Below are 20,917 nucleotides of genomic sequence, written 5' to 3'. Positions count from 1 at the left end.
AGCGAGTGCGCCCCGACGGGCGGGGCGCGGACTCAGCCGAAGGCCTGGTCGATGATCTCCTGCTGCTCGACGGCGTGCACCTTGTGCGAGCCCGACGACGGCGCGGACATGGCGCGCCGCGAGATCCGCCGGATCCCGGTGAGCAGGTCGGGCAGCACCGCGGGCAGGGTCAGCCCCATCGACGGCCAGGCCCCCTGGTTGGCCGGCTCCTCCTGCACCCAGAAGTGCTCGGTCACGTTGGGGTAGCGCTCCAGGGTCTCGCGCAGCCGCCGGCGCGGCAGCGGCGCGAGTTGCTCGACCCGCACGATCGCGACGTCGTCGCGCTCGTCCTTGGCCTTGCGGGCGGCCAGCTCGTAGTAGAGCTTGCCGCTGGTCAACAGGATCCGGGTGACCTTGCTGCGGTCGCCCTCGCCGGCCTCGTAGTCGGGTTCCTCCAACACCGAGCGGAACTTGATCTCGGTGAAGTCGCGGACGTCGCTGACCGCGGCCTTGTTGCGCAGCATCGACTTGGGGGTGAACACGATCAGCGGCCGCTGGATGCCGTCCAGCCCGTGCCTGCGCAGCAGGTGGAAGTAGTTGGCCGGGGTGGAGGGCATTGCGACCGTCATCGACCCCTCGGCCCACAGCTGCAGGAACCGTTCGATCCGGCCGGAGGTGTGGTCGGGGCCCTGGCCCTCGTGGCCGTGCGGCAGCAGCAGCACCACGCTGGACAACTGGCCCCACTTGGCCTCACCGGAGGAGATGAACTCGTCGATCACCGACTGCGCGCCGTTGACGAAGTCGCCGAACTGTGCCTCCCACAGCACGAAGGCATCGGGGTTGCCCACCGTGTAGCCGTATTCGAAGCCGACCGCGGCCGCCTCCGACAGCGGTGAGTCGTACACCAGGAATTTCCCGCCCGTCGGGGTGCCGTCGGCGTTGGTCGCCAGCAGCTGCAGCGGGGTGAATTCGGCGCCGGTCTCCCGGTCGATGAGCACCGAGTGGCGCTGACTGAAGGTGCCCCGGCGGGTGTCCTGCCCGGACAGCCGCACCAGTTTGCCCTCCGAGACCAGCGTCCCCAGCGCGAGCAGTTCGGCGAACGCCCAGTCGATCTTGCCCTCGTAGGCCATCTCCCGGCGCCGCTTGAGCACCGGCTCCACCCGTGGGTGCACGTCGAAGCCCTCGGGGAACTCCAGATGCGCATCGCCGATGCGGGCCAGCAGCGCCTTGTCCACCGCGGTGGACAGGCCCGCCGGGATCATCTGCAGCGACTCCACCGACTCGCTCGGCTCGGCGGTGTGCTTCTCCAGCTCACGGACCTCGTTGAACACCCGCTCCAGCTGGCCCTGGTAGTCGCGCAGGGCGTCCTCGGCCTCTTTCATCGAGATGTCGCCACGACCGATCAGGGCTTCGGTGTAGCTCTTGCGCACCCCGCGGCGGGTGTCGATCACGTCGTACATCGCCGGGTTGGTCATCGACGGGTCGTCGCCCTCGTTGTGCCCGCGCCGCCGGTAGCAGAGCATGTCGATGACGACGTCCTTCTTGAACTTCTGCCGGAAGTCCACCGCCAGGCGCGCCACCCAGTCGCAGGCCTCCGGGTCATCGCCGTTGACGTGGAAGATCGGCGCGCCGATCATCTTCGCCACGTCGGTGCAGTACTCGCTGGAGCGGGAGTGCTCCGGCGCGGTGGTGAACCCGATCTGGTTGTTGACGATGATGTGGATGGTGCCGCCGATCCGGTAGCCGGGCAGCTGCGCCATGTTGAGCACCTCGGCGACGATGCCCTGGCCGGCGAACGCGGCGTCGCCGTGCAGCATCAGCGGCACCACCGAGTAGGCGCGCTGCTCGTCGGTGTCGTCGCGGCCGTGGTCGAGCAGGTCCTGCTTGGCGCGGACCTGGCCCTCCAGGACCGGGTCCACCAGTTCCAGGTGCGACGGGTTGGCGGTCAGCGAGACCTGAATCTCGTTGTCGCCGAACATCTGCAGGTACACACCGGTGGAGCCGAGGTGGTATTTGACGTCGCCGGAGCCGTGCGCCTGCGAGGGGTCCAGGTTGCCCTCGAACTCGGTGAACAGCTGCGAGTAGGGCTTGCCCACGATGTTGGCGAGCACGTTCAGCCGGCCGCGGTGCGGCATCCCGATGACCACCTCGTCGAGGCTGTGCTCGGCGCACTGGTCGATCACCGCGTCCATCATCGGGATGATGGTCTCGGCGCCCTCCAGCGAGAACCGTTTCTGCCCCACGTATTTGGTGTGCAGGAAGGTCTCGAATGCCTCGGCGGCGTTGAGCTTGCTCAGGATGTACTTCTGCTGCGCGACGGTGTGCTTGATGTGCTTGGTCTCGATCCGCTGCTGCAGCCACTGCTGCTGCTCGGGTTCGAGGATGTGGGTGTACTCCACCCCGATGTGGCGGCAGTAGGCGTCGCGCAGCACCGAGAGCACATCGCGCAGCTTCTTGTACTCCTTGCCCGCGAAGCCGCTGACCTTGAACTCGCGGTCCAGGTCCCACAACGTCAGACCGTGGGTGAGCACGTCGAGGTCGGGGTGGCTGCGGAAGCGGGAGTTGTCCAGCCGCAACGGGTCGATGTCGGCCATCAGGTGGCCGCGGTTGCGGTAGGCCGCGATCAACTCCATCACCCGGGCGTTCTTGTCCACGATGGAGTCGGGGTTGTCGGTGCGCCACCGCACCGGCTCGTAGGGGATGTTCAGCTCGCGGAAGATCTCGTCGAAGAACTCGTCGGAGAGCAGCAGTTCGTGAACCGTGCGCAGGAAGTCACCGGACTCGGCGCCCTGGATGATGCGGTGGTCGTAGGTCGAGGTGAGCGTCACCAGCTTGCCGACCCCCAGCTCGGCGATGCGCTCCTCGCTGGCGCCCTGGAATTCCGCCGGGTACTCCATCGCGCCGACCCCGATGATCGCGCCCTGCCCGGCCATCAGCCGCGGCACCGAGTGCACGGTGCCGATGGTGCCCGGGTTGGTCAGCGAGATCGTCACCCCGGAGAAGTCGTCGGCGGTGAGCTTGCCGTCGCGGGCGCGGCGGACGATGTCCTCGTAGGCGGCGACGAACTGCGCGAACCGCAGCGTCTCGCAGCGTTTGATCCCGGCGACCACCAGGGAGCGTTTGCCGTCCTTGCCCTGCAGGTCGATGGCCAGGCCGAGGTTGGTGTGCTCGGGGGTGACCGCACTGGGTTTGCCGTCGACTTCGGCGAAGTGGCGGTTCATGTTCGGGAACTTCTTGACCGCCTGCACCATCGCGTAGCCGAGCAGGTGGGTGAACGAGATCTTGCCGCCCCGGGTGCGTTTGAGGTGGTTGTTGATGACCGTGCGGTTGTCGATCATCAGCTTGGCCGGGATGGCGCGCACGCTGGTGGCGGTCGGCACCTCCAGCGACGTCGACATGTTCTTGACCACGGCGGCGGCGGCCCCCCGCAGGACCTGGACCTCGCCGTTGGTCGAGCCGGCCGGCTTGCTGTCGGACTTGGCGGCCGGCTTGCCCTCCGATTTCGCGGCGGGTTTAGCGGCCGCGGCTTTGCTGGACGCCGGTTTGGTCGAGGACTGCGCCGATTTCGCGGATTCCTTGCGCGCCGGCTGTTCGGCGGGCGACTCGGCTTTGTCGGCCGGCGGCTTCTGCGCCGGCTCGGTCTTGGCCGAACCGCTCGACGCCCCGGATGCCGACCCCGAGGAGCGGGTCGCCGAAGCCGGCCGTGCAGCGGCCGGTCGGGTCGCGCCGCCGTCGGCGGGCTCGGGCCGATAGTCGACGAGGAACTCGTGCCAACTCGGGTCGACGGAGTCGGGGTCGTCCCGGAATTTGCGGTACATCTCCTCGACCAGCCATTCGTTCTGCCCGAATGGTGAACTTGTACTGCTCACAGCAGCTGCTCGCCTCGTTCCTTCGTCCGACAGGCCGCCTCGACGGCCACCTGCCACTACTCTTTCCGCACCGCGGCTCTCGGCGCGGCTTCCGCCCACATAAAGGCTATCGCTTCCCGGACATTCCGCTAGGCAAGTTGGCCGCGCCGTCCGGTGCACCCGGCGCCGGCTCGGAGAGGGCCGCCACCGCGAGGCTCCGGTACGTTCCGGAATCCAGCGCTTGCACCGGCGCCGGCCACTGGGCGGGCGGATCGCCGAACGCGGCGTGGGCGTTGGCCACGATCTTCTTGCCCATCATCCGGTTGCCGCCGGCGCCGATCGCCGCCCCCACCCCCATCGGCAGCATCTTGCCCACGGTCAACGCACCCCGGCGCAGGGTGTAGCGGCGCACGAAGTACCGCAGCAACCGGGTGTTGAGTTTGGTCACCGCCGGTAGCGGCACGGCGGCGACGCCGTCGGTCAGCCACGCCCCGTTGGTGCGGCCGGGACCGAGCAGCGAGCGCACGGCGTGCTTGCCCTCGTCGCCCACCAGCACCGCCAGCACCAGTGCGCGGCGACGCTCCCGGTGTTCAACGGGGATGTCGTGCACGTCGGCGAGCGCCAGGACGTAGAGGGCGGTCGCCTCCAGGAACAGCACCGTTTCGGCCGCGACGCTGCCCAGCGCGGTCAGGGTGCCCAGCCCGGGAACGGTCGCGCTGGAACCGACCGCGGCGCCGCTCGCCGTCACCGCCCGCAGATAACGCTTCTCGAGCTTGCCGGTGATCTCGACGGGACCGGCGCCGGGATGGGCGTCCCGCAGCCGCCGGACATAGGCATGCACCGCCGGGCCCTGCATCCGCGAGCCCCGCTCGATGATCCGGGACAGCACCAACGCGGCGGCGGTCGGTTCGGTGTCGACCGGTTCGGGCAGTCGATCCGCGGTTGTGCGCCGGAAACGCATCGGGCCTCCCTGCCGGGTGTGCGCGGGGTGAACGTCCGTCCAACGTAACGCGGCGGCGACAAGTGCCCGCCGGTGACCACGGTCACCGTGGCGGGCGCCGGTCGCCGCCGGAGTTGTCCGGGCGGGACGCGGACCGTAACGTCGCAACGGATCACCCACTCGAAAAGACCTGAGGCCGACACCTCCGCGACGCCGCGACTCCCGCGCGTTCTTCGAGGTCGGCGGCCCGGCCGAGGTACGGAGATGGTTACGTGACCACCACCAGCGCGCGCCCGCGGCGGGCCGGCGACCGGGTAGCCAACCCGTGGCCCGCGCTGTGGGCGATGGTGGTCGGGTTCTTCATGATCCTGGTCGACTCGACCATCGTCGCGGTCGCCAACCCGAGCATCATGACCGACCTGAACATCGGCTACGACACGGTCATCTGGGTGACCAGCGCCTACCTGCTGGCCTACGCGGTGCCGTTGCTGGTCGCCGGCCGGCTGGGGGACCGGTTCGGTCCGCGCAACCTGTATCTGATCGGGCTGGCGGTCTTCACCGTCGCGTCGCTGTGGTGCGGGCTGTCCGGCAGCGTCGAGATGTTGATCACTGCCCGCGTGGTGCAGGGCCTGGGTGCGGCGTTGCTGACCCCGCAGACCCTGTCGACCATCACCCGCATCTTCCCGGCCGACCGGCGCGGCGTGGCGATGAGCGTGTGGGGGGCCACCGCGGGGGTGGCGACCCTCATCGGTCCGCTGGCCGGGGGCGTGCTGGTCGACGCGTTGGGCTGGGAATGGATCTTCTTCGTCAACGTGCCGATCGGGATCGTCGGGCTCGCTCTGGCGGCCTGGCTGATCCCGGATCTGCCCACCCAGAATCACCGGTTCGACCTCATCGGCGTGCTGTTGTCGAGCCTGGGGGTGTTCCTACTGGTCTTCGCGCTGCAGGAGGGGCAGTCGCACCACTGGCAGCCGTGGATCTGGGCGGTGATCGTGGCCGGGATCGGCCTGATGACGGCGTTCGTGTACTGGCAGTCGATCAACCGGGCCGAACCACTGATCCCGTTGCACATCTTCGCCGACCGCAATTTCAGTGTCGCCAACGTGGCGGTCGCGGTGATCGGGTTCGTCTCGGTGGCGATGATGTTCCCGGTCATGTTCTACGCCCAGGGGGTCTGCGGCCTGTCCCCGACCCGCTCGGCGCTGCTGACGGCGCCGACGGCCATCGCCAGCGGGCTGCTCGCGCCGCTGGTGGGCAAGATCGTCGACCGGGTCCACCCGCGCCCGGTGGTCGGCTTCGGCTTCTCGGTGCTGGCCATCGGGATCACCTGGCTCGCGCTGGACATGACCCCGACCACCCCGATCTGGCGGCTGGTGGTCATCTTCGCCGTGATCGGGATCGGGATGGCGTTCATCTGGTCGCCGCTGGCGGCCACCGCCACCCGCAACCTGCCACCGGACCTGGCCGGCGCCGGCTCGGGGGTGTTCAACGCCACCCGCCAGTTCGGCACGGTGCTGGGCAGCGCCGGGATGGCGGCGTTCATGACCTGGCGGCTCACCGCCGAGATGCCGGCGATGCCGGCGGGCGGTCACGCCGGTGGCGTCGAGGGGGAGATCCTGCGGCTGCCCGACTTCCTGCACATCCCGTTCTCCGCCGCCATGTCGCAGGCCACCCTGCTGCCGGCGTTCATCGCCCTGTTCGGAGTCGCGGCGGCACTGTTCATGATCGGGTTCGGCGCCACTGTGATCACGACGATCCACGCCCAGACCGGATCGCGGGCCGGGCGGACCGTCGACCTCGGCCGCGGTGGACGCGAGGTCGACACCGACGAGATCGCTCCGGTGGACGGGTCGCCCGGCGGCCCGCCGGCCGAGGATGCACTGCCCGAGGACGCAGTGCTCGAGGACCCGTGGCACGAGGACGCGCTGCAGATCGCCCCATCACATGCGGGCACCGGGGGCTCCTCCTGGGATGGGGTGCTGCCCGAGACGTTCTGGCCCGACCCGTTGGAGCCTGCCGGCGGGGCGTCCCTGCGCGCACCGGAGACCGAAGAACTGGTCGCCCTGATGCACAACGAGACCGACACCGACCGGCTTCGTGGCCTGCCGCTCGAGCACGACGGGGCACGGGTGGCCACACCGCCGCCGGTACCGGCTGCCGGCGACCTCGCGCCGCCGCGCCGACCTCACCACGACGACATCGACACCGACGAACTGTTCCGGGTGGACCGGATGTTCAACGCCTTGGGTCAACCGCTGCACGAACCACTCGACGACAGCGGCGGTTACGGCAGGCACGCCCGCCGCGACCGCGGGTAGCCGCCGGCTCAGTCCGCGTCGAACAACACCGCACGGTTCAGGGAGCCGGTCGGGTCGAAGGCGGATTTGACGGTGCGCATCGCGGCGATGTCGGCGGGCTCGCGCGACATCCCCAGGTAGGCGCGTTTGCGGCTGCCGACACCGTGTTCGGAGCTGACGTTGCCGCCGTGTTCGGCGATCAGTTCCATCATCGCCGCGTACAGCCGGTTCTCGGTCTCGCCGTCGGAGCGGCAGCGCAGCACGTTGAGGTGCAGGTTGCCCTCACCGAGGTGCCCGAACAGCACCGGGATCGCTTCGGGTGCATGCGATCTGATCACCTGCGCGGCATCCCGGCTGAACCCGGGAATCTGTGCGGGCGGCAGTGACACATCGAATTTCAGCGGCGGGCCGAAGACACCGAGGACATCGGCGATCGACTCCCGCACCTGCCACAACCGCTGCCGGGCGACCGCGTCGACACCCACCGCCGGCTCGCCGTCGAGGCGGACCGCGGTGAGCGCGTCGGCCAGGTATCCGGTCGGGTCGCGGTCGGCGACCAGCTCCACCAGCAGCAACCAGTTTCCCGCCACCGGGGCTCCCACGCCGCAGTGCTCGTCGGTGAGCACCGTTGCGGCACCGTCGATCAACTCGAGTGCGGCGATGCCGTCCAGGTCGCGGAAGGCTCCGGCGGCTTCGATCAGCCCGGCGAGCTCGCCGAACCCGCAGACGGCGGTGATCCGGTGGGCCGGCGGGTGGTGCAGCCGCACCTCGAGTTCGGTGATCACCCCGAGCGTGCCCTCGGCGCCGACGAAGAGGGCGGGCAGGTCGTAGCCGGTGTTGTCGCGTCGGACCCGGCTGCGCCGGTTCAGCACCGTCCCGTCGGGCAGCACCACCTGCAGCCCGAGCACCTGCTCGCCCATGTTCCCGTAGCGGACGGTGCGCAGCCCGCCGGCGTTGGTCGCGGCCATCCCGCCCACGGTGGCGGTGTCGCGGGCGCTCAGGTCGACCCCGAACAGCAGCCCGGCCCGCCCGGCGGCGTGGTGCAGGTCGCTGAGCGTCACCCCGGCACCGACGGTGAGTCGCCGTTCGGCGGTGTCGACCTCACCGATCCGGTTGAGGCGGGCGGTGGACAGCAGCACGTCGTCGTGTTCGGGGACCGTGCCCGCGACCAGTGAGGTGCGCCCGCCCTGGATGGTGACGTGCGCGCCTGCGGCCCGGCAGACACTCAGCACCTCGGCGACCTCGCCGGCCGAACCGGGCCGGATCAGGGCGCTCGCGTGTCCGCGGTACCGGCCGGTGTGATCGATGCTGTGGGCGGCCAGCACGTCGGCGTCGGTGCTGAGGTGCCCGGAGCCGACCACCGAACGCAGCCGGTCGGTCAAGGAGGCAGCCACCCTGCCGGTTTAGCACACCGTCGCGGCTCGGGGGGTCAACCGGTGGAGTTGGAGATCAGGTCGACGCCGGCGCCGTTCCACCGGAACTTCACCACGCTGGTCAGCCCCGCGATGCCGGTGGCGTAGGTCAGCGCGACCGTGTCGTCGGTGCACTGGGCCAGGTCGATGCCGTTGAACCCGAAGGTGTCCGGCACGCCCTCGGCGACGAACTCGCCGCGATGGAACATCACCGCCCGGGTGTTGGGGTTGGCGGCGTTGGTGTTGGCGGCCACGATCACCGTCGACAGCTGCGCGCAGGTGTTGTAGTTGCCGGCCAGCGGTTCGGGATTCCACGGCTGCCTGCTGCGCGGATCCTGGGGCAACCGCGAGACCGCCTCGGCGATGGCCGGGGCGGCCAGGTCCACCGCGCACGGGTCCGGCGGGGCGGTGCTGGTGGGTTCGGGTTCGGCGGCCGCGGGCGGATCCGCCGGCGGTGGCGGCAGCTGCGCGGAGGTGGGCGGAGGGGTCTTGGCCACGGTGGAGTCCCCTGACCCGCACCCGGCCAGCGCGGCGGCCGCCAGCAACGCCGCCGCCACCACGCTCACCACCCGACCGCGCCACAACACATCGGGCACCGTACCGGTCGTCGCGGCCCGGGGCGGGTAAGCCGGGCCGACGGTCACCGTGGTGCCCGCCACACCGGGGCGGGGCGGGCCGGGTGCACCCCGGCCGACGTGCACCGATCCACCGGCGGCGCTCGGCGTCGAGGCCGGCCGGGTTGCCCGTAGACTGCTATTCGCCATGAGCTCCCCGGACGCCGCCGCCCCGACCTTCGCCGACCTGCAACTGCACCCCGCCGTGCTGCAGGCGGTCCACGACGTCGGCTACGAATCGCCCTCGGCGATCCAGGCCGCCACCATCCCGGCGCTGCTGGCGGGGTCCGACGTGGTGGGGCTGGCCCAGACCGGCACCGGGAAGACGGCGGCCTTCGCCACCCCGATCCTGTCCAAGATCGACACCGCCAGCAGCGCCACCCAGGCCCTGGTGCTGGCGCCGACCCGGGAACTGGCCCTGCAGGTCGCCGAGGCGTTCAGCCGTTACGGCACCCACCTGCCGCGGCTGAACGTGCTGCCGATCTACGGCGGGGCGTCCTACGGGGTGCAGTTGGCCGGACTGCGCCGGGGCGCCCAGGTGGTCGTCGGCACCCCGGGCCGGGTCATCGACCACCTGGAGCGCGGCACCCTGGACCTGTCCCGGGTGGACTACCTGGTGCTCGACGAGGCCGACGAGATGCTGCAGATGGGCTTCGCCGAGGACGTCGAACGCATCCTCGCCGACACCCCGGAGTACAAGCAGGTGGCGTTGTTCTCGGCGACCATGCCGCCGGCGATCAGCAAGATCACCGCGAAATACCTGCACGACCCGGTCGAGGTCGCCGTGGAGGCGCAGACCGCGACGGCCGAGAACATCACCCAGCGCTATATCCAGGTCGCCGGGCCGCGCAAGATGGACGCGCTGACCAGGGTGCTGGAAGTCGAGCCGTTCGAAGCGATGATCGTGTTCGTCCGCACCAAACAGGCCACCGAGGAGGTCGCGGAGAAACTTCGCGCGCGGGGGTTGGCGGCGGCCGCGATCAACGGCGACATTCCGCAGGGCCAGCGGGAACGGACCATCGCCGCGCTCAAGGACGGTTCGCTGGACATCCTGGTGGCCACCGACGTGGCGGCCCGGGGGCTGGACGTGGAGCGGATCTCACACGTCCTCAACTATGACATTCCGCACGACACCGAGTCCTACGTGCACCGGATCGGCCGCACCGGCCGGGCTGGCCGGTCGGGCAACGCGCTGCTGTTCGTCTCGCCGCGGGAACGCCACCTGCTCAAGGCGATCGAGCGCACGACCCGGCAGAAGCTGACCGAAGCCGAACTGCCCACCGTCGACGACGTCAACGCCCAGCGGGTGGCCAAGTTCCGCGACTCGATCACCGACACGCTCAGCGCGTCGGGGCTCGACGTGTTCCGCAGCCTGGTCGAGGAGTACGAACGCGACCACGACGTCCCGATGGCCGACATCGCCGCGGCGCTGGCGCTGCAGTCCCGCAACGGTGACGAGTTCCTCATGGTCGAGCCGCCCCCGGAGGCGCGTCGCGACCGGGCCGACCGCAAAGCGGGACGCGACGACCGCAAAGGCGCCCGCAAGGGCGGTGCGCGCGGCGACAAACGGTTCGCCACCTACCGCATCGCGGTCGGCAAGCGACACAAGGTCGGTCCCGGCTCGATCGTCGGGGCCATCGCCAACGAGGGCGGTCTGCATCGCAGCGACTTCGGGCAGATCAGCATCCGCGGTGACTTCTCGCTGGTGGAGTTGCCGGCGAAACTGCCGCGCAGCACTCTCAAGGCGTTGGAGAAGACCCGGATCTCCGGAGTGTTGATCAACCTGCAGCAGGATCGTCCGCCGCGCCGGACCCGATCCGGATGACGGTGGCTCGGCCCGCTGCGACACGGCCGCCGCAGGTCTACCGGGTCGAGTCGCTCACCGGGATCCGGGCTGTCGCAGCGCTTCTGGTGGTCGGTACCCATGCCGCCTACACCACCGGCAAATACCCGCAGGGCTACCTCGGGCTGCTCGGCTCGCGGATGGAGATCGGGGTGCCGATCTTCTTCGTGCTCTCCGGATTCCTGCTGTATCGCCGCTGGGTGCAGGCCGCGGTGCACGAGCGGCCGAGCCCGTCGTTGCGCCGTTACACCCGCCACCGCATCCGCCGCATCATGCCCGCCTACATGGTCACGGTGTTGGGCGCCTACCTCGTCTACCACTTCCGCACCGCCGGGCCCAACCCGGGGCACACCTGGGAGGGGTTGCTGCGCAACCTCACCCTGACCCAGATCTACACCGACAACTACATGTTCTCCTATCTGCATCAGGGCCTGACCCAGATGTGGAGCCTGGCGGTGGAGGTCGGCTTCTACATCCTGTTACCGCTGCTGGCGTTCCTGTTGATGGTGACGCTGTGCCGGCGCCAGTGGCGCCCGGGGCGGTTGCTGGCCGGGCTGGCTGGGTTGGCCGCGATCACCCCGGCGTGGCTGGTCCTGGTGCACACCGTGGACTGGCTTCCCGACGGGGCGCGGCTGTGGCCGCCGGCGTATCTGGCCTGGTTCGTCGCCGGGATGGCGCTGGCGGTGCTGCAGGCGATGGGGGTGCGCGCCTACGGTTTCGCGGTGCTTCCGCTGATCGCGGTGTGCTACCTGATCGTCTCCACCCCGATCGGCGGCGAACCCACCACCTCGCCGCGCGAACTGAGCGAGGCCTTGGTCAAGGCTGCCTTCTACGCGGTGATCGCCGGTCTGGCGGTGGCCCCGCTGGCACTGGGCGACGACGGCTGGTACGCCCGGCTGCTGGGCAGCAGGCCGATGGTGTGGCTGGGGGAGATCTCCTACGAGATCTTCCTGATCCACATGGTGCTGATGGAGGTGGTGATGGTCGAGGTGCTGCAGTGGCCGGTCTACACCGGCTCGATGTGGGCACTGTTCGCGGTGACGCTGGTGCCGACGATTCCGCTGTCGTGGCTGCTGCACCGCTACACCGACCTGCGCTGAACGGGCGGTGTCAGCCGGCGTCGCGGGCCGCGGCCGGCAGCACCACCGGCGCCACGAACTCCTCGATCAGTGCGGTCTCCTCGGCGTCGTCGCGGCCGGGGAACACCAGCAGGGAGGTCATCACCCGCACCACCCAGCGGGCGCGGCGCCGCGCGGACTCCGGATCGACGGCGTCGAGGCCGTCGAGGAACGCCGCGACCAACTCGGTGATCACCTCCGAGCGGTCGGCCAGTTCACCGCCGAGCGGGTCGGTCCGACCGAACCACGCGGCGAGTGCGGGGTTGTCGCGCACGGTCGCGATGGCCGCCGTGATCCCGGTGACCAGCCGCGTGCGCGGGTCGTCGATCCCGGCGAGCCGGTCGCCGAGCGTGCGGTTCACCGCACGGGCCTCCCGGTGCACATAGGCGCGGTGCAGTGCCTCGCGGCTTTCGAAGTAGCGGTAGAGCGTCGCGCGGGAACAGCCCGCGGCCCGAGCGATTTCGGCCATGCCGATCGAGCTGGGCTCGTGCTCGGTGAACAGGTCACCGGCCGCATCGAGAATGCGTTCGGCGGCCACCGCGCTGCGGCGCTCGGCCAGCCAGTCGCGGCGCGCCATCACGGGCCCGCGGTGAACGGCACCGTCAGCGGCCGGCGCACATAGCTGCCACCGGCCCAGCGGATGCCGGCTTCGTCGACGCTGAATTCCGGGCAGCGGGACAGCAGTTCCTCCAGCGCGACCCGGGACTGCATGCGCGCCGCCTGGTTGCCGATGCAGTGGTGGGCACCGTATCCGAAGCTGAGGATCTGGGTGGGCCGGCGCTGCACGTCGAGGTCCTCGGCGTCGGGGCCGAATCGCCGCTGGTCGCGGTTGGCCGAGCCGTACAGCAGCAACACCTTGCGGCCCGCCGGGATCGTGGTGCCCTCGATCGTGACGTCGCGGGTGGCGGTGCGGCACAGGCCCTGCACCGGTGAGGTGAGACGCAACAGTTCTTCGACGGCATCGCGGATCGCGGCGGGGTTGTCCACCAACAGCTTTCGCTGGTCGGGGTGGCGGTGCAGCAGTTGCACCGATCCGCCCAGCATCCCGGTGGTGGTGTCGTTGCCGCCGGTGACCATCGTGAAGGCGAACGCCAGGATCGCGAACACCCCGGCGGCGTCGTCGGCTTCAGCGCCGACCCCTCCGGCGATCAGGTGCGAGACGGTGTCCTCGCCCAGGTCGGTGCGACGCCGCTGGATCAGTTCGGTGAAGTAGCCCATCATCTCGCCGAGCGCATCGGTCGCGGTGGCGACGCCGCCGGCGGTGGTGTTGGCGGCGACGATCGCCTCGGTCCACCGGTCGAACCGGTCGCGGTCCTGTTCCGGGACGCCGAGGAAGTGTGCGACCACCATCGACGGCAGCGGCTTGAACAACTCGGCGACGATGTCGCCGCCACCGGCGTCGCGCAACCGCTCGATGCGTTCGACGACGAACTCGCGCACCTGCGGTTCGAGGGCCTCCACCCGGGCCGGGGTGAATCCGCGGGCGACCAGTTTGCGGAACCGGGTGTGCCCCGGCGGGTCCTGCATCACCATCGGCGGGTTGTCCTGCAGGCCGATCATCGCCATGTCGCCGTAGGTGACGGTCAGGCCCTGCGCGGAGGAGAACGTCTCGTGGTCGCGGGCGGCCTCCCAGACGTCGTGGTGCCGGGCGAGGACGTAGTAGTCGTGGTCGGGCCGGTCGGCGGGGACCACGTGGTGGACCGGGTCGTGGTCGCGCAGGGCGCGGTAAGCCGGCCACGGGTCGGCCCAGGTGTCGGCGTCGAAGAGTTGGAAGGCCGGCGGAAGGCTGTGAGACAAACCTGCTGTCATGTCTTATGAATACGACGATAGCGGTGAAATGTCAATGATCAGATCGCGGCGCCGGGATTGAGGATCCCCTCCGGGTCCAGCGCCCGCTTGATGCGGTGGTTCAACGCCACCGCGTCCGCGCCGATCTGATCGGCCAGCCACGGCTGCTTCAACCGCCCGACGCCGTGTTCACCGGTGATGGTCCCGCCCAACTCGATCGCCAGGTCCATGATCTGGCCGTAAGCGACCTGCGCGCGCCGGGTGTTCTCCGGGTCGGCGGGGTCGTAGACGATCAGCGGGTGGGTGTTGCCGTCGCCGGCGTGGGCGATCACCGAGATGGTGACCTCGTTGTCCGCGGCGATCCGCTCGATGCCGGTGACCAGATCCGCCAGCGCCGGCACCGGCACGCCGACGTCCTCGAGCAGCAGGGAACCGGTCGCCTCCACGGCCGGGATGCAGAACCGGCGGGCGGCCACGAACGCCTCGCCCTCGTCGGGGTCGTCGGTGGAGAACACCTCCTTGGCGCCGTGCGCGTCGAAGACCTCCGCCATCAGCGCGATGTCGTCGGCGGCCGAGGAGCCCCGCTCGTCGGAGCCGCCGAGCACCAGCGCCGCGGCGTCGCGGTCCAGGCCCATCCGAAGCTTGTCCTCGACGGCGTTGATCGCCGCGGCGTCCATGAACTCCAGCATCGACGGGCGGATCTTCGCGGTGATCCCGAGCACGGCCTCGGCGGCCGCCTGCACGGAGGCGAACGTCGCGACCACGACGCTGGCCGGGTGCTGGGCGGGCAACAACCGCAACGTCACCTCGGTGATGACACCGAGGGTCCCTTCGCTGCCGACGAACAACTTGGTCAGCGACAACCCGGCGACGTCCTTCAGCCGCGGACCCCCGAGCCGCACCGCGGTTCCGTCGGCGAGCACGACCTGCAGACCGAGCACGTAGTCGGTGGTGACGCCGTACTTGACGCAGCACAGGCCACCGGCGTTGGTGGCGATGTTGCCGCCGATGCTGCAGATCTCGAACGACGACGGGTCCGGCGGATACCACAGCCCGTGTTCGGCGGCGGCCTGCTTGACCTCGGCGTTGAACAGCCCCGGCTGGCACACCGCGACCCGGGTGACCGGATCGATCGTGATCTCCCGCATCTTCTCGGTCGACAGCACGATCCCGCCGTCCAGTGCGGTGGCCCCGCCGGAAAGCCCGGTGCCCGCCCCGCGGGTGACCACCGGGATCGTGTGGGCGGCCGCCCACCGCAGCACAATCTGCACTTCCTCGGTGCGCTGTGGGCGCACCACCGCCAGCGGCATCCCCGCCGACGGGTCGGCGGCCCGGTCCTGGCGGTAGCCGGCCAGGATCGCCGGATCGGTCACGACCATCCGCTCGGGCAGCGACGCCACCAAATCGGTCAGCACGTCAGCGCTCATGGCCCCGATCGTACGGCGGCCGGATCGCCCGTACCCGACCGCGACGGGCACGATGGTGGTGTGCTTCCGCATCCTCGCACCGGCCGGCCGTTCGACTCCCCGGTCCCGCCCGGCACGGGCTGGCCCGGCGACCCCGCCGACGCCGGCACCCCGGTGGCCGGCGACGCCGCGACGGTCGTGGAGCTGGCCGCCGCCGCCGCGACCATCGACGATCTTGACGCCGCGGTCAGCGTCTGTCGGGCCTGTCCCCGGCTGGTGGAGTGGCGCGAGACGGTGGCGGTGGAGAAGCGCCGGGCGTTCGCCGACCAGCCGTACTGGGGCCGCCCGGTGCCCAGTTGGGGGGCGCGCCGGCCGCGGATCGTGGTGCTGGGTCTGGCTCCGGCGGCGCACGGTGCCAACCGGACCGGCCGGATGTTCACCGGCGACCGCTCCGGCGACCAGCTCTACGCGGCGCTGCACCGCGCGGGCCTGGTGAGCCAGCCGACCAGCGTCGACGCCGCCGACGGCCTGCACACCGACCAGGTCCGGATCGTGGCGCCGGTGCACTGCGCCCCGCCGGGCAACGCCCCCACCACGGTCGAACGCTCCACGTGCGCACCGTGGCTGGACGCCGAATGGCGGCTGCTGTCCCCCCATGCGCCGGTGATCGTGGCGCTGGGCGGGTTCGCCTGGCAGGTCGCGCTGCGTATGGTCGGAGACGCGCTGACCGTCAAACCGAAGCCGCGGTTCGGCCACGGCGCCACCGTCGAGCTGGCGAGCGGTGTGCACCTGCTGGGCTGTTTCCATCCCAGCCAACAGAACATGTTCACCGGGCGGCTGACCCCGGCGATGCTCGACGACATCTTGACCCGGGCCGCCGAGCTGGCGGGAAGTGCCCGGAGAGGAAAGGCGTTGTAGGAACCCGTGCGTCTCTCTGTTCTCGACCTGATCCCGGTCCGTTCCGACCAGACCACCGCCGACTCGTTGGCGGCCACGGTGCGCCTGGCGCAGACCGCCGACCGGCTGGGCTACACCCGCTACTGGGTCGCCGAGCACCACAACATGCCGTCGGTGGCGGCCACCAGCCCGCCGGTCGTCCTGGCCTACCTGGCCGCCCAGACCGACCGGCTGCGGCTCGGGTCCGGCGGGGTGATGCTGCCCAACCATGCTCCGCTGGCGGTGGCCGAACAGTTCGCGCTGCTGGAGGCGGCCGCGCCCGGCCGGATCGACCTGGGCATCGGCCGGGCCCCCGGATCGGACCCGGTGACCTCGATGGCGCTGCGTGGCTGGAGCGGACGGGACAGCGCGGCGCTGCACCAGGACGTCGAGAATTTCCCGGACTACCTCGACCACGTCCGGGCGATGATGAGCAGACACGGGGTCCGGGTGGCCGTCCCGGGCCGCGACTACACGTTGCACGCCACCCCCGAGGCGGTCGGCGAGCCACGGCTGTGGCTGCTCGGCTCCTCGCTGTATTCGGCGCACCTCGCCGCAGCCAAGGGCCTGCCCTACGTCTTCGCCCACCACTTCTCCGGCCGCGGCACCGCCGAGGCACTGCAGGTCTACCGCAACGAATTCCAGCCCAGCGAGCTGGCCGCCGAGCCGGTCACCTTCCTGACCGTCAACGCGTCGGTGGCGGCCACCCGGAGCGAGGCCGAAGAACTCATGCTGCCCAACCTCAACATGATGGCGCGGCTGCGCACCGGCGAACCGCTGGGTGCGCTGGAACTGGTCGAAGAGGCCAGGCAGGCGACACTCAACGAGGCCCAGCAGAAGCTGGTGGCCAGCGGGCTGGCCCGCGCGGTGGTCGGCACGCCCGCCGAGGCGGCCGATCAGGTGCGGTCGCTGGCCGCCGAGTTCGACGTCGACGAGGTGATGATCAACCCGGTCGCCTCGGTGCGGCGCGGCACCGACCCGGACACCAGCCCGGGCCGCGAATCGACCCTGGAGTTGCTCGCCAAGGAGTTGCTGTAACGCCCTTGCGCCAACGACGTTGCGCCAACCGTTACGCACCGAGCGTGCATCCACTGCGAGAATCCGGCGGCGTCGGTTTCGCACTCACGACACGCTCGGCGCGCCGGTAAGCGATCCGCGGAGCGCGGGCGTCACCGCGGGGACAACACCACCACCGGGATCGGCCGCGACGTCCGGCGCTGATAGTCGATGTAGCGGTCGCCGTTGTTGTCGTTGACGATCCGCCACAGTCGCGGATAGGCGGGATCGTCGGGCAACACCGGGGTGGCGGTGACCGGGAAACGCCGCGGGCCGACGTTGATCTCGACCTCGGGATCGGCCCGCAGGTTGTGGTACCAGCCCGGCGCCCTGGGGTCGCCGCCCTTGGACGCCACGATCAGATAGTTCGCCCCGTCGCGCGCGTAGGACAGCGATGTGGTGCGCCGCTTGCCGGTGCGGGCCCCGGTGGTGTGCAGCAACAAATTCGGTGCCACACCGGGAAACAAGCGGTGGCCCACCCGGCCACCGGACCGGATGTAAACGGCGTTGTGCACCCGCAGCAACGCGGGGACGACGACACTTTCGAACCGCTGCATGAGACCCATGACCGTCAGTCTGGCCGACCGGTGTCCTGCTCCGCCAGCGCTGCCCGCAGAATCCGCCCACTCTGTTCGCGATCCGGATCGCGGCGCACCAGCATCCCCTTGACGAAGGCCAACCGGTCGCCGCTGCGGCGCGGCACCACGTGCAGGTGGATGTGGAAAACGCTCTGGAACGCCGCCCGGCCGTCGTTGATCGCGAGGTTGTTGCCGTCGGCGTGCAGCCCGGAGACCCGCGCGGCCCGGGCGATCCGCTGTCCGAGGGTGACCATCCCGGCCAAGGTCTCCGGTGGGGTGTCGGTCAGGTCCACCGTGTGCGCCTTCGGGATCACCAGGGTGTGGCCGCGGGTGAACGGCCGGATGTCGAGGATCGCAAGAAACTCGTCGTCCTCATGGATCCGGACGGCGGGGGCCGCGCCGGCGGCGACGGCGCAGAACACGCAAGACATACCGGAACGCTAGCGCACCCGCCGCGCGCAACGCCTCGGCTCGCGGCGGCGGCCCGCGGAGGAGGGCGGCCCTACCCTAGGGGGCATGGACGCGGTGGATCTCGCCTTCGCGGGCGCGACGGAACAGGCACACCTGCTGGCGGCGGGACGCATCACCGCGCCGGCGCTGCTGGAGCTCTACCTGGAGCGCATCGCCCGCCTCGACCCGCAGTTGCGTGCCTACCGGGTGGTGCTCACCGAGACCGCCCGCAACGAGGCGGCCGCCGCCCAGGCCCGCATCGACGCCGGCGAACGCCTGCCGCTGCTGGGGGTCCCGGTCGCGATCAAGGACAACATCGACGTCGCCGGCGAGACCACCACGTTCGGCACCAGCGCACACGGGCCCGCGGTCGCCGAAGACGCGCAGGTGGTGCGACTGCTGCGCGACGCGGGTGCGGTCATCATCGGCAAGACCGCGGTGCCGGAGTTGATGGCCCACCCGTTCACCGAGTCGCTGACCTTCGGCGCCACCCGCAACCCGTGGGATCTGGGTCGCAGCCCCGGCGGGAGCAGCGGCGGCAGCGGCGCCGCAGTCGCCGCCGGCCTCGCCCCGCTGGCCGTGGGGTCCGACGGCGGCGGCTCGATCCGGATCCCGTCGACGTGGTGCGGCCTGTTCGGGATCAAACCGCAACGTGACCGGGTTCCGCTGGCCCCGCACGACGACTCCTGGCAGGGTCTGGACGTGAACGGGCCGATGACCCGTACGGTCGCCGACGCCGCACTGTTCCTCGACGTGACCGCGACCGGCCGGACCGCGGCCGCGGAGTTCAGCACCGCCGCCCGCCGCGATCCGGGCCGGTTGCGCATCGCACTGAGCACCAAGGTCCCGCCGCCACTGGTCGCGCGCCCCGGCCCCGCCCAGCGCGGTGCCCTCACCGAGGCCGGTGCCCTGCTGGCCGAACTCGGCCACCACGTCGCGCACGCTGACCCGGACTACCCGGCCGCGGTGACGATCAGCGACTACCTGCCCCGCTACCTGCGCGGCATCCACGACGATGCGCGCCTGCTGCCCCACCCCGAGCAACTCGAGCGACGCAGCCGGGCCCTGACCCGCCTCGGCGGGCTGTTCTCCGACCGGCGGATCCGGGCGATACGGGATCGGGAAGCGGCCGTGGCCGCGCGGATCCAGGCGATCTTCCACGACGTGGACGTGGTGGTCACCCCGGGTACGGCGACCGGGCCGCCGCGTATCGGCGCCTACCAGCGCCGCGGCGCGGTGAGCACCCTGCTGCTGGTCGGGCAGCGGGTCCCTTACCAGCCGGTGTGGAACCTCACCGGCCAACCGGCCGCGGTGGTGCCGTGGGGACTCGACCGCGACGGGCTGCCGGTGTCGATCCAGCTCGTCGGGCGCCCGGACGACGAGGCCACCCTGCTGGCGCTCAGCGCGCAGATCGAGGCCGCGCACCCCTGGGCGCAGCGCCGGCCCGCAGGCGCCTGACCGGCCGGACCCGTCGACAGGCGCGCACCTGCTCGCCTACGTTGACGAGGTGACCGACCCCCGGATGACGGAACTGCTCGACGGCCTCGAGGGCGCCGCCCGCGCCGAACGCGCCGAGTTGATCGACTGGCTGCTCGAGCAGGGGGTCACGATCGAGGAGATCGGTGCCACCGGCACGCCACCGTTCCTGTTGGCGACCCGGCGGGTGGTCGGTGACGACGGTGTCTACGTCTCGGCGCGCGAGACCGCCACCCGGTACGGGCTGGACCTGGACCTGTTGCAGCGTCTGCAGCGCGCGGTCGGCCTGGCCGGGGTCGATGACCCCGACGCCGCGGTGCACATGCGCGCCGACGCCGAGGCCGCCGCCCGGATCAAGGAATTCCTCGACCTCGGCCTGGACCCGGACAACCTGGTCGCGGTGGCGCGGGTGCTCGCCGACGGGCTGGCCAACACCGCGGAGGTGATGCGCTACACCGCCCTGGCGGCGGTGCTCGAACCGGGTGCGACCGAACTGGAGATCGCTCAGCGCTCCCAGGCCCTGGTCAGCCGGATCGTGCCGCTGCTGGGTCCGCTGGTCGAGGACATCCTGCTGGTGCAGCTGCGCCACATGATGGAGACCGAGGCCGTCAGCGCCAGCGAACGGTCCGCGGGTTCGGCGCTGCCCGGCGCCCGGGAGGTCACGGTCGCCTTCGCCGACCTGGTCGGGTTCACCCGGTTCGGCGAGGAGGTGCCGCCGGAGGACCTCGAGCACCTGGCCAACCGGCTGGCCGGGCTCGGCCGTGAGGTCGCGGTGCCGCCGGTTCGGTTCGTCAAGACCATCGGCGACGCCGTCATGTTGGTCTGCCCGCACCCGGAGCCGCTGCTGGACGCGTTGCTGCGGCTGGTGGAACTGGCCGACGGCGCCGATGATTTCCTGCGGCTGCGGGCCGGTGCGGCGACCGGCCCGGCGGTCAGCCGGGCGGGGGACTGGTTCGGCGCCCCGGTCAACCTGGCCAGCCGGGTGACCGGGGTGGCGCGTCCGGGCGCGGTGCTGGTCAGCGACACGGTGCAGGACGCCGTCGGCGCGGAAACCGGATCCGGATTCCGGTGGTCGTTCGCCGGGGCGCGCCGGCTCAAGGGGATCAGCGGTGAGGTCAAGCTGTTCCGGGTCCGTCGCGCCGAGCGGTTGAGCTGAGCTCGGGTGATCAGGGCCGA

Annotated in this window: 16 protein-coding genes; 7 read left to right on the top strand and 9 right to left on the bottom strand. The window is 70.8% G+C overall.

The genetic code is table 11. The features are described 5' to 3' along the window. Positions 1-32: 32 nt before the first annotated feature. Both AWC30_RS01375 and AWC30_RS01370 read right to left on the bottom strand, forming a co-directional pair. Positions 33-3,848 (bottom strand): multifunctional oxoglutarate decarboxylase/oxoglutarate dehydrogenase thiamine pyrophosphate-binding subunit/dihydrolipoyllysine-residue succinyltransferase subunit, encoded by a 3,816-nt coding sequence (locus AWC30_RS01375; protein WP_085107796.1) that lies wholly within the window; start codon positions 3,846-3,848, stop codon positions 33-35. Between the two features lie 106 nt (positions 3,849-3,954). Then, positions 3,955-4,788 (bottom strand): hypothetical protein, encoded by an 834-nt coding sequence (locus AWC30_RS01370; protein ID WP_234807891.1) that lies wholly within the window; start codon positions 4,786-4,788, stop codon positions 3,955-3,957. A gap of 323 nt (positions 4,789-5,111) precedes the next feature. On the opposite strand from AWC30_RS01370, the gene AWC30_RS01365 reads away from it, so the two are divergent. After that, positions 5,112-7,085, top strand: a complete 1,974-nt coding sequence (locus tag AWC30_RS01365) for an MFS transporter (protein WP_085107844.1) — start codon at positions 5,112-5,114, stop codon at positions 7,083-7,085. A gap of 8 nt (positions 7,086-7,093) precedes the next feature. On the opposite strand, the gene AWC30_RS01360 is transcribed toward AWC30_RS01365, so the two are convergent. Both AWC30_RS01360 and AWC30_RS01355 read right to left on the bottom strand, forming a co-directional pair. Beyond that, positions 7,094-8,458, bottom strand: a complete 1,365-nt coding sequence (locus AWC30_RS01360; protein WP_085107793.1) for an FAD-binding oxidoreductase — start codon at positions 8,456-8,458, stop codon at positions 7,094-7,096. A 35-nt stretch (positions 8,459-8,493) separates the two neighbouring features. Further along, entirely contained in the window at positions 8,494-9,072 is a 579-nt protein-coding gene (locus AWC30_RS01355; RefSeq protein WP_420093267.1) for an LppP/LprE family lipoprotein, read from the bottom strand. Between the two features lie 166 nt (positions 9,073-9,238). On the opposite strand from AWC30_RS01355, the gene AWC30_RS01350 reads away from it, so the two are divergent. Together AWC30_RS01350 and AWC30_RS01345 are read left to right on the top strand one after the other, a co-directional pair. Further along, a complete protein-coding gene (locus AWC30_RS01350; protein ID WP_085107787.1) occupies positions 9,239-10,915 on the top strand; it encodes a DEAD/DEAH box helicase in 1,677 nt (558 codons plus the stop codon). Next, entirely contained in the window at positions 10,912-12,033 is a 1,122-nt protein-coding gene (locus tag AWC30_RS01345) for an acyltransferase family protein (protein ID WP_085107784.1), read from the top strand. Before AWC30_RS01350 ends, AWC30_RS01345 begins: the two co-directional genes overlap by 4 nt. 10 nt (positions 12,034-12,043) lie before the next feature. On the opposite strand, the gene AWC30_RS01340 is transcribed toward AWC30_RS01345, so the two are convergent. The 3 genes from AWC30_RS01340 to AWC30_RS01330 are packed head-to-tail and all read right to left on the bottom strand — an operon-like array spanning position 12,044 to position 15,266. Further along, positions 12,044-12,628 (bottom strand): TetR/AcrR family transcriptional regulator, encoded by a 585-nt coding sequence (locus tag AWC30_RS01340; protein WP_085107782.1) that lies wholly within the window; start codon positions 12,626-12,628, stop codon positions 12,044-12,046. Then, a complete protein-coding gene (locus tag AWC30_RS01335; protein WP_085107779.1) occupies positions 12,628-13,860 on the bottom strand; it encodes a cytochrome P450 in 1,233 nt (410 codons plus the stop codon). Before AWC30_RS01335 ends, AWC30_RS01340 begins: the two co-directional genes overlap by 1 nt. Before the next feature lie 38 nt (positions 13,861-13,898). Further along, positions 13,899-15,266 carry an FAD-binding oxidoreductase gene (locus AWC30_RS01330; protein ID WP_085107776.1) on the bottom strand — a complete coding sequence of 456 codons (1,368 nt, stop codon included), beginning with the start codon at positions 15,264-15,266 and terminating at the stop codon, positions 13,899-13,901. Positions 15,267-15,326: 60 nt separating this feature from the next. On the opposite strand from AWC30_RS01330, the gene AWC30_RS01325 reads away from it, so the two are divergent. Both AWC30_RS01325 and AWC30_RS01320 read left to right on the top strand, forming a co-directional pair. Beyond that, positions 15,327-16,163, top strand: coding sequence for a uracil-DNA glycosylase (locus tag AWC30_RS01325; RefSeq protein WP_085107774.1), 837 nt, complete (start codon positions 15,327-15,329; stop codon positions 16,161-16,163). A 6-nt stretch (positions 16,164-16,169) separates the two neighbouring features. Next, positions 16,170-17,219 carry an LLM class flavin-dependent oxidoreductase gene (locus AWC30_RS01320; RefSeq protein ID WP_085107771.1) on the top strand — a complete coding sequence of 350 codons (1,050 nt, stop codon included), beginning with the start codon at positions 16,170-16,172 and terminating at the stop codon, positions 17,217-17,219. A gap of 131 nt (positions 17,220-17,350) precedes the next feature. Here AWC30_RS01320 and AWC30_RS01315 read toward each other — a convergent pair whose 3' ends face one another. Beyond that, positions 17,351-17,794, bottom strand: coding sequence for a nitroreductase family deazaflavin-dependent oxidoreductase (locus AWC30_RS01315; RefSeq protein ID WP_085107841.1), 444 nt, complete (start codon positions 17,792-17,794; stop codon positions 17,351-17,353). A gap of 14 nt (positions 17,795-17,808) precedes the next feature. Then, entirely contained in the window at positions 17,809-18,246 is a 438-nt protein-coding gene (locus AWC30_RS01310) for an HIT family protein (protein ID WP_085107768.1), read from the bottom strand. 85 nt (positions 18,247-18,331) lie between these two features. Between AWC30_RS01310 and AWC30_RS01305 the strand changes: the two genes are divergently transcribed. Together AWC30_RS01305 and AWC30_RS01300 are read left to right on the top strand one after the other, a co-directional pair. Next, on the top strand, positions 18,332-19,723 hold the full coding sequence (locus AWC30_RS01305; protein ID WP_085107766.1) for an amidase: 1,392 nt from the start codon (positions 18,332-18,334) through the stop codon (positions 19,721-19,723). Positions 19,724-19,787: 64 nt separating this feature from the next. Continuing rightward, positions 19,788-20,897, top strand: a complete 1,110-nt coding sequence (locus AWC30_RS01300; protein WP_085107838.1) for an adenylate/guanylate cyclase domain-containing protein — start codon at positions 19,788-19,790, stop codon at positions 20,895-20,897. The last annotated feature ends 20 nt before the right edge of the window (positions 20,898-20,917 follow it).

Origin of the sequence: Mycolicibacillus trivialis (assembly GCF_002102395.1) — a bacterium.
In the GTDB taxonomy this organism is placed as follows: Bacteria; Actinomycetota; Actinomycetes; order Mycobacteriales; family Mycobacteriaceae; genus Mycobacterium; species Mycobacterium triviale.
The sequence above is the reverse complement of the archived record's forward strand: the minus strand, read 5'-3'. Positions and strand labels throughout refer to the sequence as shown.